This window comes from Desulfurivibrio modestus (genome assembly GCF_044068625.1).
Taxonomy (GTDB): domain Bacteria; phylum Desulfobacterota; class Desulfobulbia; order Desulfobulbales; family Desulfurivibrionaceae; genus Desulfurivibrio.
The window spans coordinates 35,631-52,453 of record NZ_JBIPKH010000001.1; the positions used below are offsets into that span (position 1 = coordinate 35,631).

A 16,823-nucleotide genomic window follows, 5' to 3' on the forward strand; every position below is an offset into this window, starting at 1 on the left:
AGCTGTTTAAGTAAATGGTTCAGTCGAGCAGCAAGCAGGCGCCATCCATCTCCGCCGGCACCGGCAACCCCATCAATTTAAGAATGGTCGGGGCCAGCCCGGTCAGGGTCCCATCGGCCCGCAAACGATAAGCGCCGGGGGCGGCCTCTTGGTCGATCAACAGCAGGGGCACCGGGTTGCAGGTATGGGCGGTCATGGGGCCGCCGGACTCCCGGCTGATCATCTCCTCGGCGTTACCATGGTCGGCGGTGATCAGCACCACCCCGCCGGCGGCGGTGAACGCCTCCACCACCCGGCCGATGCAATGGTCCACCGCCTCGCAAGCCTTGATCGCCGCCGGCAGAATCCCGCTATGCCCCACCATATCGCCGTTGGCGAAATTGAGCACCACCAGCGCGTATGGCATCTCCGGGTCGGAGCCCTCCCCGCCCTCGCCGGCCAGCCTCCTCAACAGCTCCTCGGTAACCTCGGGGGCGCTCATCTCCGGCTTAAGATCGTAGGTGGCAACCTGGCGGGCCGAGGGGATCAAGGCCCGCTCCTCACCGGGAAAAGGCTCCTCGCGCCCGCCGTTGAAGAAGTAGGTCACATGGGCATACTTCTCGGTTTCGGCAATCCGCAACTGCTTCAGGCCATGGCGGCTGACCTCCTCCCCCAGAATCCGTTCCAGGGTCTGGGGCGGAAAGGCCACCGGCAGAGCGAAATCATTTTCATAGTTGGTCATGGTAACCACCCCCCCCAAGCGGGGGCGACGGGGGCGATCAAAACCACTGAAATCATCTTTAATCAGGGCGCTGACCAGTTGGCGAGCCCGATCGGCGCGGAAGTTGAAAAAGATCACCCCATCACCGTCCCCCAAAGATGCCGGCGGGGTGCCATCGGGGGGGCTAATCACGGTGGGCTTGATAAATTCATCACTTTCACCCCGGCCGTAGGCATCCCGAACCGCCGCCAGGGGGTCGCGGGCGGTCCGCTCCGCCCTCCCGTCCACCACCGCCTCCCAGGCCAGAGCCACCCGGTCCCAGCGTTTGTCCCGGTCCATGGCATAGAACCGGCCGCAAACCGTGGCGACCCGACCGATCTTAAGGCGATCCAGGGCCGCGACCAGGGCTTCCATATAGCCCAGGCCGCTCTGGGGCGGGGTATCACGGCCATCCATGAAGGGGTGAACAAAAACCCGCTCGACCCCCCGGCGGGCCGCCATTTCCAGCAGGGCCACCAGATGATCGATATGGCTGTGGACACCGCCGTCGGAGAGCAGGCCCAGCAGGTGGAGGGCCGATCCCCGTTCCCCCATCTGGGTCATCAGCGCCGTCAGGGCGGGATTAGTGAAAAAACTCCCCTCCCTCACCGCCAGGCTGATCCGGGTGAAATCCTGATAGACGGTGCGCCCGGCCCCGATATTGAGATGACCGACCTCGGAGTTGCCCATCTGCCCCTCGGGCAGACCCACCGCCCCGTTGTGGGCGACCAGGGTGGTGAAGGGGTATTGCCGGCGCCAGCGATCCATGTTGGGGGTGGCGGCCAGATAAACCGCGTTGCTGGGGCCCGGCGGCGCCTCGCCCCAGCCATCGAGGATGGCCAGCAGCACCGGCCGTACTTTATTTTGCATCCTGACCTCCAGCGGGAGTGACCTTGGCCGCGTCGTGCCAGAGCCCGTCAAGATCGTAAAATCCCCGCAGATCACGATAAAAAATATGAACCACCAGGTCGCTGAAATCGAGCAGCACCCAGTGGCCTTCGGCCAAACCTTCGGTATCGCCGGTTTTCAAGCGTTTGGGGGAGAGGGCCTCATCCACCGCCTTGGCCAGACTCTGGACATGACGGGTGGAGCGACCACTCATGATCAGCAGGTAATCGGTGTAGGAGGAAAGCCCCCGAACATCGAGAATCACCAGCTCCTCCGCCTTTTTATCCAGGGCCGCTTCGGCGGCGATCCGAGCCAGCTCCACCCCGGAAAGATCTTTTAACGCTCCGGCAACTGCTTTTATGTGCATTTTTCTGATCCTGATTAGGTGAAAATCACAAGGTTTGGCTAAATTGCGCTCAAAGACCCGTATCATATATTGCCGGCGCCCTGGGTGCAACCGGGAATCCCCTCGGCCGGGCCAGATTTTGCCATCCGGCCCCCAATTAAAGTGCGCTTTGACTTCCGGGGGCTGTGGGGTTATAATCACCGGTCTTCTTCAATACCCTTCCGTGGCCCCATGGCGAAGAGGGGAAAAAATCCCGTTAAACAGGAGTATCCATGCAAAGCTCGTTGAAATGGAAGATCGGCCTGCTCTTTGTGATGATCTTTTTCTCCATCGCCACCGTGTTACCTTCGCTGTCGGTGGCGGTGCCCGACTGGTGGAAAAAATATCTGGCCCCGGAAGGGCTGCGGCTGGGGCTGGATCTCCAGGGCGGCATGCACTTGGTGCTGCAGGTGGATATCGACCGGGCCATCGCCAACTCCCTGGACCTGGCCGCCGAAGAGCTGCGGGAGGTGATGCGGGAACAGCAGGTCACCCTGGTGCGGGCCCGCACCACCGATCCCCAAACCGCCGTTTTCACCCTGCCCAACATCGGGGCCCTCAATGCGGTGCAGCGCACGGTCAGCGAGGATTTCCCCAATCTTACCATCCGGGTCGAGAGCGAGGAGGGCACCTTTCCCCGGGTCTTCCTCAAGCTGGATGAGGAGCAGGTTGATTTCATCGAAAAAAATGCGGTCCGCCAGTCCCTGGAGATTATCCGTAACCGGATCGACCAGTTCGGGGTGGCGGAACCGGTGATTGTCCGGCAGGGGATCAACGAGATCGTGGTCCAGCTGCCCGGGGTGCGTGATCCGGAACGGGCCATCGATCTGATCGGCCAGACCGCCCAGCTGGAGTTCAAGCTGGTGGACGATTCCCAGGCGGTCAACCTCCAGCAGTTGATCACCCAGGCGGTGGAGGCCAGCCAGTGGCAATGGGGCGAGGATCGCCGCAAGCTGAACCTGGCCCTGCGGGGGATGCTCCCCGACGACCGCGAAATCTATTTCCATCGCAGCGTTGACCGCCAGACCGGCCAGGAACGAATTGAGCCGATTCTGCTCTACTCCACCTCCCTGATGACCGGCGAGATGGTCCGCGACGCCCGGGTCCGGGTGGGCGGTACCTTTAACGAACCCTACGTCAGCCTGGATCTGACCAACCGGGGCGGCCGGGTTTTCGGCCAGATCACCGAACGCAACGTGGGCCGCCAACTGGCCATCGTCCTCGATGAGGTGGTCCGTTCAGCGCCGGTGATCCGGGAGCGGATCTTAGGCGGCAGCGCCCAGATCTCCGGCGGCTTCCGCCATGAAGAGGCCGCCGACTTGGCCATCGTGCTGCGGGTGGGGGCCTTGCCCGCCCCGGTGGAGATCATCCAGAACCTGACGGTGGGGGCCTCCCTGGGGCGGGATTCGATCCAGCGGGGGCTGATCTCCGGCCTCTTCGGGGCCCTGCTGGTTTCGATGTTCATGGTGATCTACTACCGCCTCTCGGGGGTGATCGCCAACGCCGCCATGGCCCTGAACATCCTCTTCATCTTCACCGGCCTGGCCATGATGCAGGCCACCCTGACCCTGCCCGGGATTGCCGGCATCATCCTGGCCATCGGAATGGCGGTGGATGCCAATGTGCTGATCTTCGAGCGGATGCGGGAAGAGTTCGCCCTGGGCAAAACCACCAAATCCGGTATCGAAGGGGGTTATGGCAACGCCCTCTCCACCATCGTCGACTCCCAGGTCACCACCCTGATCACCGCCCTGGCCCTCTTCCTCTTCGGCACCGGCCCGATCAAGGGTTTTGCCGTCACCCTCTCCCTGGGGGTAACCTTCAACCTGTTCACCACCCTCTTCGGCACCAAACTGGTCTACGACTTTCTCCACTCCCGGCGCCGGCTGGGCGAGCTGCGCTTCCTCAGCCTGCTGAGCAACCCCGGCCTCGACTTCATGCGCCTGCGCCGGATCGCCTTCGGCTTCTCCGCCGTGCTGCTGCTGCTGGGCACCGTGGCCCTGGTGGAGATCGGCCGGGGCACCGCCAACCTGGGGGTCGATTTCGCCGGCGGCACCATGGCCCAATACCGAGCCGAACGGCCCTTCACCCTGGCCGAGGTACGCGGCGCCCTCAACCAGGCCGGTCTGGAAAGCGCCCAACCCCAGCACGTGGAGGGGGAAAACCGGCTGATTGTGCGCATTAAGGAGGAGCGAGCGGTGGTGGGAGATATCACCGCCACCGTAACCGCCGCCTTGAACGAATCTCTGGCCGACAAAGGGTTTGCCCTGGAAACCCAATCGGAGATCGGCTCCGCCATCAGCGATACCCTGCGCAACAAGGCTCTGCAGGCGATCTTCATCGCCCTGCTGGGGGTAATCATCTATCTGGCCCTGCGCTTCGACCTGCGCTTCGGGATGGCGGCGGCCGTTACCACTTTCCACGACGTGCTGGTGGTTCTGGGTCTCTGCTGGCTGCTTAACATCGAGATCACCCTGCTGATCGTGACCGCCCTGCTGACCCTGGCCGGCTACTCCCTCAACGACTCGGTGGTGGTCTTCGACCGCATCCGCGAAAATCTCAAGAAAAGGCCCCTGGAGTCGATGAAGGATGTGATCAACCGCAGCATTAACGACATCATGGGCCGAACCATCATCACCTCCATGACCACCGCCCTGGTGCTGGCCGCCCTGCTGATCTTCGGCGGCTCGGTGATCAACGACTTCTCCCTGACCCTGCTGATGGGCATTATTATCGGCACCTTCTCCTCCATCTTCGTGGCCAGTCCACTGCTGATGCTGCTGCCCGGGGGAGATCAACGTCCCAATGAAACCGAACTCCAAGGGGATGGAGCCCAGGTCTGAAGACAACCCGAGGCTTAAAGGAGCAAACCCATGAGCATCAAACCGCCGGAGGAGCAGCTCCAGCCCCTGCAGGGCAAGGAGCAGTTCGCCTTCGACTGTGGCCCGGATTTGAGTTGCTTTACCGAGTGCTGCCGGGCCCTGGATCTGGTCCTGACCCCCTACGATGTCCTGCGCCTGCGCCGGAACCTGGGGATATCTTCAGACGAGTTTCTCGAACGCTACGCGGTGGTGGAGGCCAGCGAGGATGAGGCCTTTCCCCTGGTCTTCCTGGCCATGGTGGATGACGGGCGGGCCAGCTGCCCTTTTGTCGCCGCCTCCGGCTGCACGGTGTACCAGGACCGTCCCGCCGCCTGCCGAGCCTACCCGCTGGGCCGGGGTCTGCGCCTGACCGGCTGCGGCGGTCGCAAGATCCAGGAGCTGTTCGTGCTGGTGCGGGAACCCCACTGCCGCGGTTTTGAGCTGGACCGGAAGAAAGACGCGGCCAGCTGGATGGACGGCCAGGGGCTCACCGCCTACAACCGGGTCAGCGACGCCTTGCTGCCGTTGCTGCGCCATCCCAGAATTCTACAGGGCTGGCGACCGACCCCGGCCCAGAAGGCCCAGTACCTGGAAGCCCTTTACCAGCTGGAACAGTTGCAAGCGCAACTACTGGCCGGGGAAGCGGCCCGATTGGTCGCCGCCGACCCCCAGGGGCGCTCGGCAACCGAACTGGCCACTCTCGATGAGATGGAACTGCTGCTGGTCGCCATCGACTGGCTGCGAAATGAATTCAAGCTTTAGGGCCGGGCAAGGCCTTTTGTAAGGAGACGCCGACATGAAGAAAGCGGTCAAGGCCATGGTGATCACCGGCTACGGGACCAACTGCGAGGTGGAGATGGCCCAGGCCTGCAGGTTGGGTGGGGCCGAGCAGGTGGATATCGTCCATATGAGCGAACTGCTCCACGGTGAATTCACCTTGGATGAGTATCACCTGCTCAACCTGCCCGGCGGCTTCCTGGACGGAGACGACCTCGGGGCCGGCCAGGCCGGCGCCCACCGCCTGCGCCACGCCACGGTAAAGCCGGGGGGTGAGCCGATCCGCGATCAGCTCTACCGTTTCATCGAGGCGGGCAAGCTGATCATCGGGGTCTGCAACGGCTTCCAACTGATGGTCAAGATGGGCCTGCTCCCCGGCTTCGACCATCGCTACGATCGCCGCCTGGTCAGCCTGACCCACAACGACTCCAGCCGCTTTGAAGATCGCTGGGTCAACCTGCGGATCGATCCCGAAAGCCCCTGCGTTTTCACCCGGGGACTGGAACAGCTCTACCTGCCGGTGCGCCACGGGGAAGGCAAGTTCGTTCCCGCCAGCGAGACGGTCCTGGGCATGCTGGAGGAGAACCACCTGATCGCCATGCGCTACGCCGATCCGGAGACCGGCGAGGCCACCATGCGCTATCCCTGGAACCCCAACGGCTCTCCCGGCGGAATCGCCGGCATCTGCGACCCCAGCGGTCGTCTCTTCGGCCTGATGCCCCACCCGGAGGCATTTCTCCACCGGGTCAACCATCCGCGCTGGACCCGGGAACAACTGCCCGAGGAGGGCCAAGGGGTGGCGCTCTTCCGCAACGGCATCGAATTCATCCGGGCCAACGTGCTGTAAGCGGACGGGATGACGGCATCCAAAGGTCATCGTCTGGCCAGGCTGATCCTGGACTTGCGGACACCGATGCTCTATCTGGGGATCCTGCTGGTGGCGGCCACCGCCGCCTTTACCGTGATTTCACCGCAAACTCTCCGCTTCCTGCAGGCCCACCTCAACCAGGAGCTGGCCTATTTCACCGTCACCGATCCCTTCCTGGCCCACGTCAGGCTGGGGTTGGGGCTGGCCATCTTCACCACCGTGCCGCTCTTTTCCTGGTGGTTCTGGAAGGCCATGGCCGGCCCCTTCAACCTTACCCGCCCCACCCGCGTCTGGTTCGTGCTCTTCAGCTGCCTGCTCTTTTATGGCGGCACCATCTTCTGTTTTATGGTAACCCTGCCCCTGGGGGTTAATTTTCTGCTGGGCTATCAATCCGAGCAGTTACAGGCGGTGATCGCGGTGGGCAAATTCGTCACCTTCGTCACCGTCTTTGTCCTGGCCTTCGGCTTTATTGCCATGCTGCCGATCTTCATGGTCTTTGGAGCCAAGAGCCGCTTGCTGACCAGAAAAAGTTTCGAGCGCAACCGGGGCTACGCGGTGCTGATCATCACCATCATCGCCGCCCTGATCACCCCCACGCCGGACATGGTCAACCTCTCCTTCATGGCAGTGCCGATGTATCTGCTTTACGAATCGGGTATTATGATCATCAAGCTGCTTAAAATCGAGTGACGACTCGAGAGAGGAATAGACAGAAAAGATGCCCCGCCCATATCAGTCAAAAGAGAAAAATCCGGCCAAGGCCGTCACCCTGCTCTTAATGGCCCTGGTGGTTCTCTGGATGCTGCTGAGCCCCTATGGTCTCTGGCAATACTCGAAAATTTCCCGGGAACTGGCGGGCCTGCAAGCGGAAAACAGCCGGCTGGAACAGGAAAATCAGGAACTGCTCATCGAAATTGCGAAGTTAAGCAACGACCCGAAGTATATTGAAGAGGTGGCCCGCCGCCAGCACGGGCTACTGAAAAAAAATGAGATGATCTTCAATTTCAGCCGCTGAGCCGCCTCTTCCCCCTCCGGCCAGACCACCCGGCCTCCAGCTCGGCCACCTTTTTTTCCAACTCCTCACTGAGCTTGACCCGTCCTTCCAGCACGCAGCCCCGGCGCCCGGGGATGCAGTCGGACTTCAACTTTTGGCAGTTGTTCAAATTAAAATCGTAGTTACGGCAGGAAAAAGTCATGAGTCACGGCTCCTGTTCCGGTGCTGAACTTAAGGATAATCGCTGAAGAGGAGAGTACCGCTGCCCCGGCCGATCTCCCGCCAGGAAGCCACCGGGAAGGAGAAGGCCACCAGGCCGCAAGGGGGAATGGTGCCGAACTTTTCCCCACTGAACCACTCCGCCAGCAGAGAGAGGTAGGGGTTGTGGCCCACCAGCATCACCCGGGCCAGCTGGTCGTCAAAGCTCTGGGTCAGGCCCAGCAAGAGATCCAGAGCCTCATAATAGATCTTCTCGTCATAAGCGATCCGGTCGGCCGGATAACCCAGGGATTCGGCAAAAATAGCCGCGGTCTGGCGGGTTCTCCGGGCGGGACTGGCCACAATCAGTTCCGGAAAAAATGCGTGGGCCCGCAAGCGCTGGGCCATCACCGGGGCATCGGCCAGGCCGCGTTGATCAAGCTCCCGTTCAAAATCACCGGCCTGGGCATTCTGCCAGCCCGATTTGGCGTGCCGCAATAAACAGAGGGTCTTCATGACCATCTCTCCCCCAAGGTTCGGAAAAAAGTTAGCGGGTCGGGGGCTGGGCGGGCGGCGGGCTCAACACCCCCCACTCCACCAGGCGCTGGTGGGCATAAGCCGACTGGCCACCGTCACGGACCTGCCGCAGATAGAGGAGGTATTCCCGGGAGGCCGCCTCGTTCTGGCCCATGTTTTCCAGGGCCACCCCCTTCAGGAAGGTGATATTGGGATTGCCGGGCAGCAGCCGCTCATAAGCCTCGAAATAACGGTGGGCGGTGGGGCTGTCGCCCAGGCCCAAACGGGCGATGCCGGCCACCTGCAGGGCCTGGGGCTCCTCGGGGTAAACCGCTCGGGCGGCTTCGGCAAAACGGGCCGCCTCCTCTTTTTGGCCCAAGCCGTACTGACAGCGGGACATCAGCAGCAGGCCCGGGTAATCATCGGGGGCCAGGGTCAGAGCCCTTTGCAAGTGGGGCTCGGCCTGGCCAAAATTTTCCCGCGCCATCTCCCTCTCTCCGGCCTGCTGGGCCTCGATGGCCGGCCGCAAACGGCGCAGGGCCGCCAGGTTGTCCTGATAACGCTCCCGGTGGCGCGCCCGCCCCTGCTCTTCCCGGTAGCGGCTAACCACCAGATCTTCGGCGGTGGCCAAACGCTCGCTGCTCATGGGGTGGGTGGAGAACATCAGTTGGAGGGCGTTGGGTTTGTGCCGGGACTGCTCCACCAGCATCCGGTGCAGGCCCACCATCCCGGCGGGATTATGACCGGCCCTGGCCGCGTATTCCATTCCCAAGTCATCGGCTTCCCGCTCATTTTCCCGGCTGTAATGGGCCAGCAGGGCGCCGGCGGTCAACCCGCCCAAAGTCTGGACCAGGGGAGCCAGCCCCTGGCGATCCTCGGAGGTTGCCACCGCCACCCCGGCTCCCACCACCGCCAGTTGGGCGAAGATCCCCTTGCTCATCCGCTGGGCGGCGTGACGGGCGTTGACATGGCCGATCTCATGCCCCAACAGAGCCACCAGTTCAGCCTCATCCTCCAGCTCCAGCAGGATGCCGCGGGTCACCCCGACGGTGCCGCCGGGAAAGGCGTAGGCGTTGATATAGTTGGCGTTGACCACCTGGAAAGAGTAAGGCATCCCGGGTCGATGGGAGTGGAGGGCAAGACCGGCCCCCAGGGAACCCACATAGCTATTGAGGGCGCCGTCCCGGGAAATGCCGAAATCGGCGGAAAACTGGTGGGGAGAGTGTTCACGATCGATGGCGATCTCCCGCTCCTCGGAGAGCAGCATCAACTGCTGCCGGCCGGTGACCGGATTGACCGCGCAACCATTGAGGACCAGACCGGCGGCGGAGGCCGACATCAAAGCCAGAAAATCTCGACGGGAGAGCCGCGGGGTGGAGTGGCGACGATAAACAGGTTGGTTCATGGCGAGCCTCATTGGCAAAAAAACCGGATTTGCCCCCCAATATAAAATATTTCTGCGGCCGGTGGCCTATTTTCCGGCGGGAGTTCCCAAATTAACGGAAGATAACCCGGCAGAAGCGGCGCTTACCCACCTTCAACAAAACCTCGCCGGTGGCCGGAATGGTGGTTTCCACCGCCGTGATTTTGTCGCCGTTGACGCTCACCGCCTGCTGCTGGATCATCCGCCGGGCCTCCCCGGTGCTCTTGACCAGACCGGCATCACAGAGCAGCCGCGGCAGCCACAGGGGCTCAGGCTCGGCTGCCAGGGTTATCTCCGGCAAATCCGCGGGCAGTTCATGCTGCTTAAAGACCCGTTCAAAGTTCTCCTCGGCCCGGCCGGCCGCCTCGGGGCCATGGAAGCGGGCCACCAATTCTCGGGCCAGACGCTGCTTGATCGCCTTGGGGTGGGCCTGGCCCGCCTCCATCCGGCGACGCAACTCAGTGACCTCCCCCAGGGAGAGGTCGCTGAGCAGTTCGTAGTAGCGAAACATCAACTGATCGGGCATGGAGAGGGTCTTGCCGTAGATATCATCGGCACTTTCGGTGATCCCGATATAGTTGCCCAAAGACTTGCTCATCTTGTTGGCCCCGTCCAACCCCTCCAGCAGGGGCATGGTCAGAACCACCTGGGGCGACTGCCCCCAGGCCCGCTGCAGATCGCGCCCCATCAGCAGATTGAAAAGCTGATCGGTGCCACCCAGTTCCACATCGGCCTTAAGGGCCACCGAGTCGTAACCCTGGATCAGGGGATACATGAACTCGTGGATCCCAATGGGTTTCTCCCCGGCGAAGCGTTGCTTGAAATCCTCCCGCTCCAGCATCCTGGCCACCGTAAGCTGGCCGGCCAGTTCGATCATCTCTTTGGAGGTGAGTTTGTTCAACCAGTGGCTGTTGAAAACCACCCGGGTTTTTTCCGGGTCGAGAATTTTGAAGACCTGCTCCTTGTAGGTCTCGGCGTTGGTCGCCACATCTTGGGCGCTCAGGGGTTTTCTGGTCTCCGATTTACCGGTGGGATCACCGATCATCCCGGTGAAATCGCCGATCAGGAAACAGATCTCATGGCCCAGATCCTGGAAATGCTTCATCTTCTGAATCAACACCGTATGGCCCAGGTGGAGATCGGGGGCGGTGGGATCAAACCCCGCCTTGACCCGGAGCGGCAACCCGCTCGCCTGGGATTTACGCAGCTTCTTCTCCAGATCCTCCGGGGAGATCACCTGCACCGCCCCCCGGGTCAGGTACTCCATCTGCTCACTGATACTCATCTTCTTGCTCATCGCCGTTTTGCCCCTACTTGGCATACTCCACCGTTCTGCTCTCCCGGATCACCGTTACCCTGATCTGGCCGGGGTAGGTCAACTCCTCCTCGATCTTTTTGACGATATCCTTGGTGACCAAAGCCGCTTCGGCATCGCTGAGCTTGCCGCTGTCCACGATCACCCGGATCTCCCGCCCGGCCTGGATGGCGTAAGACTTGTCCACTCCCTTGAAGCCGTTGGCGATCTTTTCCAGATCCTCCAGGCGCTTGACATAGGACTCCAGCATCTCCTTGCGGGCTCCGGGCCGGGCCCCGGAGAGGGCGTCGGCCGACTGGACCAGAATATCGAGCAGGCTTTCGGGGGCCACATCCTCATGATGGGCGGCAATGGCATGGACCACCTCGGGGGACTCGCCATACTTCTTGGCCAGATCGGCCCCGATGCTGGCATGGGACCCCTCCACCTCGTGATCCACCGCTTTACCGATATCGTGGAGCAGGCCGGCCCGCTTGGCCTGTTTGACATTGATCCCCAGCTCGGAGGCCATTATGCCGCAAAGAAAAGCCACCTCCAGGGAGTGCTGCAGGCAGTTCTGACTGTAACTGGTCCGGTACTTGAGCCGGCCCAGCAGCTTGATCAGTTCGGGGTTGACCCCGTGGGCGCCCACGTCGAAGGTGGCCTGTTCCCCAGCCTCCCGCATCCCCACTTCCAGCTCCTCGGCCACTTTATTGACCACCTCTTCAATCCGGGCCGGGTGGATTCGGCCGTCGGCGATCAGCCGCTCCAAAGCCAGTCTGGCCACCTCCCGGCGCACCGGATTAAAACCGGAGAGGATCACCGCCTCGGGGGTGTCGTCAATGATCACATCGATGCCGGTGGCCGCCTCGATGGCCCGAATATTACGTCCTTCCCGACCAATGATCCGGCCCTTCATCTCATCGCCGGGCAACGGCACCACCGAAACAGTTCTTTCGGCGACATAATCACCGGCATAGCGGGAGATTGCCAGGGCCAGGATATTTTTGGCCTTACGATCGGCCTTGAGCTTCATCTCGTTTTCGATCTTGACCACCGCCTTGGCCGCCTCCATCCGGGCCTCGCTTTCGATGGCCTCAATCAGCATCGCCTTGGCCTCCTCCCGGGAGATACCGGCGATCTTCTCCAACCGTCCCCGCTGCTCTTCCACCAAGGTGTCGATCTCGCGGTGGCGGCTTTTTAATTTCTCCTCCTCCCGGCCCAGGTTCTGCTCCTTCTTGATCAGCTCCATCTCCCGCTGGTCCAGCAGGTCGATCTTGCGTTCCATCTGGTCCAGCTTCTGGATCAGCCTTTTCTCCTCCTCGGCCACCTCCCGCTTGCGCTCGCGGATCTCCTTCTCCACTTCCTGCTTGAGCTGCAGCGCCTCGTCCCGGCTCTGGAGAGCGGCCTCCTTACGGATCCGGTCGGCCTCGGCCAAAGCATTCTCCACCAGCTTCCGCCCTTGGGCCTCGGCATCCTTGCGGCGGCCCTCGGCGATAAATCTGCGCAGCATAAACCCGACCGCCAGCCCGGCAACCAGGCCCAGCAGGCCCACCAAAATAATCAACATAATATTTGACACGGACTCCCCCCCTTGCAGATTAGATTATGAACAGCATCCAAGAGAGGAAAGGCAGGAAGAGAACGGGGAAGAAAGAGGGTATTTGCGCAAACCGGCACCCCAACCCTGAGCAGGGAAAGAGGCAGGATCGCCCAAATCGGGCGGACCGCACTGGTCATCGGTTTCAACAACTGCCCGGCCGTCGATCGTCAGCCGAAAGAGCGGCGACTAAAGCCAGAAATGTTTAAGCCTCCGTCGGCAACGGAATAGAGAACCCACCGCCAAAAGATCCTGTTGTCTCAACCAATGCCGTTAAACCCGCAACCGGATCAGACAGCCCCCTCGGGAGTGCCCTGAGCGCTTGCTAAAAACCCTCGAATATCACCGGGCGCCACGCCCGCCGGCTTCCGGCAGGGGTGCGACGCTTAAAAAAGACTGCTTCCTCTCTCGTACAGGACCATATATAAAAACCCCTTCACCGGGGTTGCCACCCAGACAGCAGGGGGCGCTCCAGCACCAGATGGAAGAGCGCCCCAAAGAAAAAATTCCCCCGCCATTGCCGTGCCCGGACAGTGACATCGAACCTAACAGTGTTAGGTGGGCGATACCTGCGTTTCCATCTTAAGGAATTCGCCCGAAAACGAGTTCCTTGCAGAAAACAGCTAGCGGTCACCCTCAATGTCAATGTTGGCTCGAAATTTTTCTGCCCGACCACAAACAAGGCAGGGGAAACTGTTAAGTATCCTCGCGGGCGACCCGCTCGACCCGTTCGCCCAGCCGGCCCAGGTGCTGCTCCACCTGTTGCCGGTACTCCTTAAACTCTCGCTTCAGCCGAACATACTGACCGGCCATGTTCAAACTGGTGAGGATGGCGGCCTTATTGGCCGGCAACCCCCGACTACTTCCCCGGCTGACCTCCTCCAGGTGGGTCTTGACCAGCTGCAGGATCTCCTGCACATCCTCCTCGGGAGCATCGGTGAAGAGGGGGTACTCCTGGCCCAGGACCTCAAATTTAACCAGCCGTTCCAAGCCCGTCTCCTTAACAAGGGTTACCAAAAACAGCGGCGCTTAGCAACAGGTTTTGCAGCGGGCTAATCCTGCCCCGCTTCGTCGGTCACAGCGGGTTGCTGGGAGGTAAAGTTGCGTTCCCATTTTTCAATGGTATCAATAATGCCGCCAACCCGGTGGCGAACCTGGTCCTTCTCCTCCCGCAGGCGGGCAAGCTCCTGCTTCAGCTCACGATTTTCCTCGCCAAGCAGCTGCAGCTGTTCGCCAAGCTCTCTTTTTTCGGCGGCCACGGTATCCAGACTGCCCAGCAAATTATTGACTATCGCTTCCAGGCGACTAAGACTCTCCACATGATCCATGATAATTATACTCCCAAAAAAATAACAAAAATCAAGTCAGTTAGAAGATACTATTCAGAATAAACAGCAAACGGCAATCTACCTTGAGCGTCCCTGGTGGTCAAGCCATTTTACGGCCCTCTTCCCCCCTCTGCCGGCCCGGAGCCACCCTGGCTCCATGCAAGTTACTAAACGAGGGGATTTCGGCACCCGCTTCCAGGATACAGTCATGCAGCTTGACAAAGGAGTCGATCCGGCAGCCGGGACCGATCCGGGTTTGACCGCTGATCTCAACCCCGGGAGCGATGATGGTATCCGGACCGATCTCCACTCCCTGGGCAATCAGGGCGGTTTCCGGTTGCAGCAGGGTAACCCCGCTCTCCATCAACTGCCTATTCCGGCGCTGCTGCAACAGGGCGTGGGCCCGGGCCAGTTCCACCCGGGAGTTGACCCCCAGCATCTCATCGGCATCCGGACAGCACCAGTGCCGCACCGTGCGACCGGCGGCCACCGCTATTTCAACAATATCGGTCAGGTACATCTCGTTCTGGCGATTATCGCTGCCCACCTCTCCTAATACCTGAAAAAGAAAATCGTTGGCCACGCAATAGACCCCGGCATTGACCTCAGTGATCTCTTTTTCCGCCTCGGAGGCATCCTTCTCTTCGACAATCCGCAACAGGCACCCCTGGGGATCACAAACCATCCGGCCATAGCCGAAGGGATTTCGCGGTCGGGCGCTGAGGACGCTCAAGCTGGCGGCGCTGCGGCCATGGATCGCCAGCAGATTTTCCAGGGTTTGAGGGCGGATCAGGGGGGTATCGCCACAGAGGATCAGGGTGGTGCCCGGCCGGCCGGCCAGCAGATCGGCGGCGGCCAGGACCGCGTGGGCGGTGCCGTTTTGCTCCTCCTGCACCGCGATTTTCACCTCCCTGGTGGCCAGAACCCGCTGGACCTCCCGGCGCTGATGACCGACCACCACCACGGTTTCCGCCGGTCGCAAAGGGGCCACCGCATCCAACACATGATCGATCATCGGGGCGAAAAACAGCTCGTGCAGCACCTTGGCCCGGGTTGAACGCATCCGGGTGCCCTTGCCCGCGGCCAGCACCAGGAGATAAAGTGGTAAGTTTTCCATACTCAGACAATTTTCCTGCGATTTCCCGGTTTGTTAAAACCAGGCCCCTTATCGGGGAGATTGATCGGTTCCCAGCCCCATCGGTCCCGCCCACTATATAGCCTGTGGCCCCCGGCGACAAGCGGCTAATAGAGCGGAGCCTGGCCGGCCGGCTCACACCTCGCCGCCCAGCAGCAGGTAGCGCAGGTAGTGAAAAGAGGCGAAGAGGGTAAAGAGCAGCAGCAGGGTGAGCGAGGCGACCAGGGCGAACCGCCGCAGGTCGGCCACCGGAGCCGCCAGGCCGGGACGGGCGCGAAAAAGTCCGACCAGGGGCGCGACCAGGCCGAAGAAAGCGGCGGGCAGCAGGGTGCCGTAGATGGCAAAACCGATATAGCCATACTCAGACTGCAGAATGCAGAAGGGGCAGTTGTGAAAGGGCATGGCGTAAATGTAGGAGGAGACGGCCACTGTCACCGCCAGCAGGGCCAAGGGCAGAAAGAGCAGCCAGGTTATCCCGTAAATGGGGTAGAGCCAGGCCCCCGCCCGCTCCTGCCGCCACCCCAGGAGGACGCCGACCAGCAGCAGACCGGCGATGGTGGCGTAAAAAGGCCAGAAAATCAGCTCCCCGTCCAACTCGGCCAACAGCTGCGAACCGGCGGTCGCGGAACTGAAGACCACGGCGCAACAGGAAGTGATCACCTCGGGATCCAACCGGAGCAGATAGAGGGTCTGGAGGGTGAGATCAAGCCCGAGCCAGGGCAGAATCAGCAGCAAATACCAACTCTTGACCCGGACCAGCGGATAGTGCTGGGAACGGATATCCAGATGATGGATCACCAGCCAGAACCCGTAGAGAAAAACCCCGACCAGCTTGACCAGCAGGGCCGGCATCCCGAATTGGTTGGCCAGCAGCGCCCCAGTGGCGCACATCGCTCCACTGAGCACCTGGGCAAAACTGTCGGCAGCCATGACAAAGAGGACCAGACTGGTGATCTGGATGGCCAGGGCATAGGCAACCAGGGTGGATGAGAGCCAGATTTCACTCTCCAGACCAATCTGGAGGCTATCATCACTGGCCGGATTCCAGTGGCGGATCACCCGCAGCGCGCTGCGGGCGGCCACCGCCAGCAGGAAAATCACCAGCAGGCCGCTGAGGCTCAGGGCCAGACTCCAGCTGTTCAGCAGCATCGGACCCGCCCGTCGGCCACCTCCACCACCCGGTCGATGACGCTATCTTCCGCCACCAGGGGGTCATGGGAGGTGATGACAATGGTTTTACCCTCGGCCTTCAGCTCGGCCATGATGGCCATGAATTCGTGACTGAGCCTGGTGTCGAGATGGGCGGTGGGCTCATCGGCCAAAATGATCGGCTGGTTGTTGATCAGGGCCCGGGCAATGGCGGTCCGTTGCAGTTCGCCACCGGAGATCTGGCCGGCGGGGAAATTTTCCCGATGGGCGATTCCCAGGCGCTCCAGGAGTCGGCGGGCCCGCTGCCGCCGCTCCCGGGGCCCAATCCCCAGGGGCAGCAGGGGCAGGGTTACGTTTTCCAGCACGGTCAGGGTCGGCAGCAGATTAAAGCGTTGAAAAATAAAACCGATGCTCTCCCGGCGATGGATGGTGAGAAAACGGTCGGGTAGGCGGGCCAGCTGCTTGCCGGCAATGGCCGCCCGGCCACTGGTGGGCGGGATCACACAGCCGATGATGGCCAACAGGGTGCTTTTCCCCGAACCGCTGGGGCCTCTGAGACAAACCACCTCACCGGCGACCACCAGCAGATCAACTTCGGTCAGGGCCCGAACCTGGTTGGCCCGCCCCCGGTTGTAAATCTTCTCCACCTTTTCCAGTTCAATCAGCAT

17 protein-coding genes are annotated in these 16,823 nt (G+C 61.5%); 5 read left to right on the forward strand and 12 right to left on the reverse strand.

What is annotated here, in order from left to right:
* Positions 1 to 19 precede the first annotated feature (19 nt).
* Both gpmI and rsfS read right to left on the reverse strand, forming a co-directional pair.
* Complete coding sequence (gene gpmI / locus ACHHRT_RS00160) at positions 20 to 1,609, reverse strand: 2,3-bisphosphoglycerate-independent phosphoglycerate mutase (RefSeq protein WP_395496638.1); 1,590 nt, start codon at positions 1,607 to 1,609, stop codon at positions 20 to 22.
* Complete coding sequence (gene rsfS, locus ACHHRT_RS00165) at positions 1,599 to 1,994, reverse strand: ribosome silencing factor (RefSeq protein ID WP_395496639.1); 396 nt, start codon at positions 1,992 to 1,994, stop codon at positions 1,599 to 1,601. The genes gpmI and rsfS overlap by 11 nt, the downstream gene beginning before the upstream one ends.
* A 251-nt stretch (positions 1,995 to 2,245) precedes the next feature.
* On the opposite strand from rsfS, the gene secD reads away from it, so the two are divergent.
* From secD to ACHHRT_RS00190, 5 genes are read left to right on the forward strand one after another with little or no spacing between them, the layout of a single operon-like run.
* Positions 2,246 to 4,855, forward strand: a complete 2,610-nt coding sequence (gene secD, locus ACHHRT_RS00170; RefSeq protein ID WP_395496640.1) for a protein translocase subunit SecD — start codon at positions 2,246 to 2,248, stop codon at positions 4,853 to 4,855.
* Positions 4,856 to 4,885: 30 nt separating this feature from the next.
* The gene (locus tag ACHHRT_RS00175; RefSeq protein WP_395496641.1) at positions 4,886 to 5,635 is read left to right on the forward strand and encodes a YkgJ family cysteine cluster protein; all 750 of its coding nucleotides are present in this window, start codon (positions 4,886 to 4,888) and stop codon (positions 5,633 to 5,635) included.
* Between the two features lie 34 nt (positions 5,636 to 5,669).
* Positions 5,670 to 6,497, forward strand: a complete 828-nt coding sequence (locus ACHHRT_RS00180) for a phosphoribosylformylglycinamidine synthase subunit PurQ (RefSeq protein WP_395496642.1) — start codon at positions 5,670 to 5,672, stop codon at positions 6,495 to 6,497.
* 9 nt (positions 6,498 to 6,506) lie between these two features.
* Positions 6,507 to 7,208 (forward strand): twin-arginine translocase subunit TatC, encoded by a 702-nt coding sequence (tatC, locus tag ACHHRT_RS00185; RefSeq protein WP_395496643.1) that lies wholly within the window; start codon positions 6,507 to 6,509, stop codon positions 7,206 to 7,208.
* Positions 7,209 to 7,236: 28 nt separating this feature from the next.
* The gene (locus tag ACHHRT_RS00190) at positions 7,237 to 7,533 is read left to right on the forward strand and encodes an FtsB family cell division protein (RefSeq protein WP_395496644.1); all 297 of its coding nucleotides are present in this window, start codon (positions 7,237 to 7,239) and stop codon (positions 7,531 to 7,533) included.
* Here the strand turns inward: ACHHRT_RS00190 and ACHHRT_RS00195 are convergent.
* The 10 genes from ACHHRT_RS00195 to ACHHRT_RS00245 all read right to left on the reverse strand — a co-directional run bounded on the left by ACHHRT_RS00195 (position 7,523) and on the right by ACHHRT_RS00245 (position 16,823).
* A complete protein-coding gene (locus tag ACHHRT_RS00195; protein WP_395496645.1) occupies positions 7,523 to 7,714 on the reverse strand; it encodes a hypothetical protein in 192 nt (63 codons plus the stop codon). The genes ACHHRT_RS00190 and ACHHRT_RS00195 overlap by 11 nt on opposite strands.
* A 29-nt stretch (positions 7,715 to 7,743) precedes the next feature.
* The gene (locus ACHHRT_RS00200; protein WP_395496646.1) at positions 7,744 to 8,226 is read right to left on the reverse strand and encodes a SixA phosphatase family protein; all 483 of its coding nucleotides are present in this window, start codon (positions 8,224 to 8,226) and stop codon (positions 7,744 to 7,746) included.
* A gap of 31 nt (positions 8,227 to 8,257) precedes the next feature.
* A complete protein-coding gene (locus tag ACHHRT_RS00205) occupies positions 8,258 to 9,631 on the reverse strand; it encodes a M48 family metalloprotease (RefSeq protein ID WP_395496647.1) in 1,374 nt (457 codons plus the stop codon).
* A gap of 91 nt (positions 9,632 to 9,722) precedes the next feature.
* Entirely contained in the window at positions 9,723 to 10,934 is a 1,212-nt protein-coding gene (gene tyrS / locus ACHHRT_RS00210; RefSeq protein ID WP_395497025.1) for a tyrosine--tRNA ligase, read from the reverse strand.
* A gap of 25 nt (positions 10,935 to 10,959) precedes the next feature.
* A complete protein-coding gene (rny, locus tag ACHHRT_RS00215) occupies positions 10,960 to 12,513 on the reverse strand; it encodes a ribonuclease Y (protein WP_395496648.1) in 1,554 nt (517 codons plus the stop codon).
* 726 nt (positions 12,514 to 13,239) lie between these two features.
* Positions 13,240 to 13,533 (reverse strand): cell division protein ZapA, encoded by a 294-nt coding sequence (locus ACHHRT_RS00225; protein WP_395496649.1) that lies wholly within the window; start codon positions 13,531 to 13,533, stop codon positions 13,240 to 13,242.
* 62 nt (positions 13,534 to 13,595) lie between these two features.
* Positions 13,596 to 13,871 carry a cell division protein ZapB gene (locus tag ACHHRT_RS00230; protein WP_395496650.1) on the reverse strand — a complete coding sequence of 92 codons (276 nt, stop codon included), beginning with the start codon at positions 13,869 to 13,871 and terminating at the stop codon, positions 13,596 to 13,598.
* Positions 13,872 to 13,971: 100 nt separating this feature from the next.
* Positions 13,972 to 14,988 carry a sugar phosphate nucleotidyltransferase gene (locus ACHHRT_RS00235; RefSeq protein WP_395496651.1) on the reverse strand — a complete coding sequence of 339 codons (1,017 nt, stop codon included), beginning with the start codon at positions 14,986 to 14,988 and terminating at the stop codon, positions 13,972 to 13,974.
* Positions 14,989 to 15,141: 153 nt separating this feature from the next.
* Positions 15,142 to 16,155, reverse strand: a complete 1,014-nt coding sequence (locus ACHHRT_RS00240; RefSeq protein WP_395496652.1) for a hypothetical protein — start codon at positions 16,153 to 16,155, stop codon at positions 15,142 to 15,144.
* Positions 16,146 to 16,823, reverse strand: coding sequence for an ABC transporter ATP-binding protein (locus ACHHRT_RS00245; RefSeq protein ID WP_395496653.1), 678 nt, complete (start codon positions 16,821 to 16,823; stop codon positions 16,146 to 16,148). The genes ACHHRT_RS00240 and ACHHRT_RS00245 overlap by 10 nt, the downstream gene beginning before the upstream one ends.

Coding starts and splice junctions, on each gene's coding strand:
- gpmI (WP_395496638.1), bottom strand. CDS start 1,609: ATGCAAAATAAAGTACGGCCGGTGCTGCTGGCCATCCTCGATGGCTGG.
- rsfS (WP_395496639.1), bottom strand. CDS start 1,994: ATGCACATAAAAGCAGTTGCCGGAGCGTTAAAAGATCTTTCCGGGGTG.
- secD (WP_395496640.1), top strand. CDS start 2,246: ATGCAAAGCTCGTTGAAATGGAAGATCGGCCTGCTCTTTGTGATGATC.
- ACHHRT_RS00175 (WP_395496641.1), top strand. CDS start 4,886: ATGAGCATCAAACCGCCGGAGGAGCAGCTCCAGCCCCTGCAGGGCAAG.
- ACHHRT_RS00180 (WP_395496642.1), top strand. CDS start 5,670: ATGAAGAAAGCGGTCAAGGCCATGGTGATCACCGGCTACGGGACCAAC.
- tatC (WP_395496643.1), top strand. CDS start 6,507: ATGACGGCATCCAAAGGTCATCGTCTGGCCAGGCTGATCCTGGACTTG.
- ACHHRT_RS00190 (WP_395496644.1), top strand. CDS start 7,237: ATGCCCCGCCCATATCAGTCAAAAGAGAAAAATCCGGCCAAGGCCGTC.
- ACHHRT_RS00195 (WP_395496645.1), bottom strand. CDS start 7,714: ATGACTTTTTCCTGCCGTAACTACGATTTTAATTTGAACAACTGCCAA.
- ACHHRT_RS00200 (WP_395496646.1), bottom strand. CDS start 8,226: ATGAAGACCCTCTGTTTATTGCGGCACGCCAAATCGGGCTGGCAGAAT.
- ACHHRT_RS00205 (WP_395496647.1), bottom strand. CDS start 9,631: ATGAACCAACCTGTTTATCGTCGCCACTCCACCCCGCGGCTCTCCCGT.
- tyrS (WP_395497025.1), bottom strand. CDS start 10,934: ATGAGTATCAGTGAGCAGATGGAGTACCTGACCCGGGGGGCGGTGCAG.
- rny (WP_395496648.1), bottom strand. CDS start 12,513: ATGTTGATTATTTTGGTGGGCCTGCTGGGCCTGGTTGCCGGGCTGGCG.
- ACHHRT_RS00230 (WP_395496650.1), bottom strand. CDS start 13,871: ATGGATCATGTGGAGAGTCTTAGTCGCCTGGAAGCGATAGTCAATAAT.
- ACHHRT_RS00235 (WP_395496651.1), bottom strand. CDS start 14,988: ATGGAAAACTTACCACTTTATCTCCTGGTGCTGGCCGCGGGCAAGGGC.
- ACHHRT_RS00240 (WP_395496652.1), bottom strand. CDS start 16,155: ATGCTGCTGAACAGCTGGAGTCTGGCCCTGAGCCTCAGCGGCCTGCTG.
- ACHHRT_RS00245 (WP_395496653.1), bottom strand. CDS start 16,823: ATGCTGATTGAACTGGAAAAGGTGGAGAAGATTTACAACCGGGGGCGG.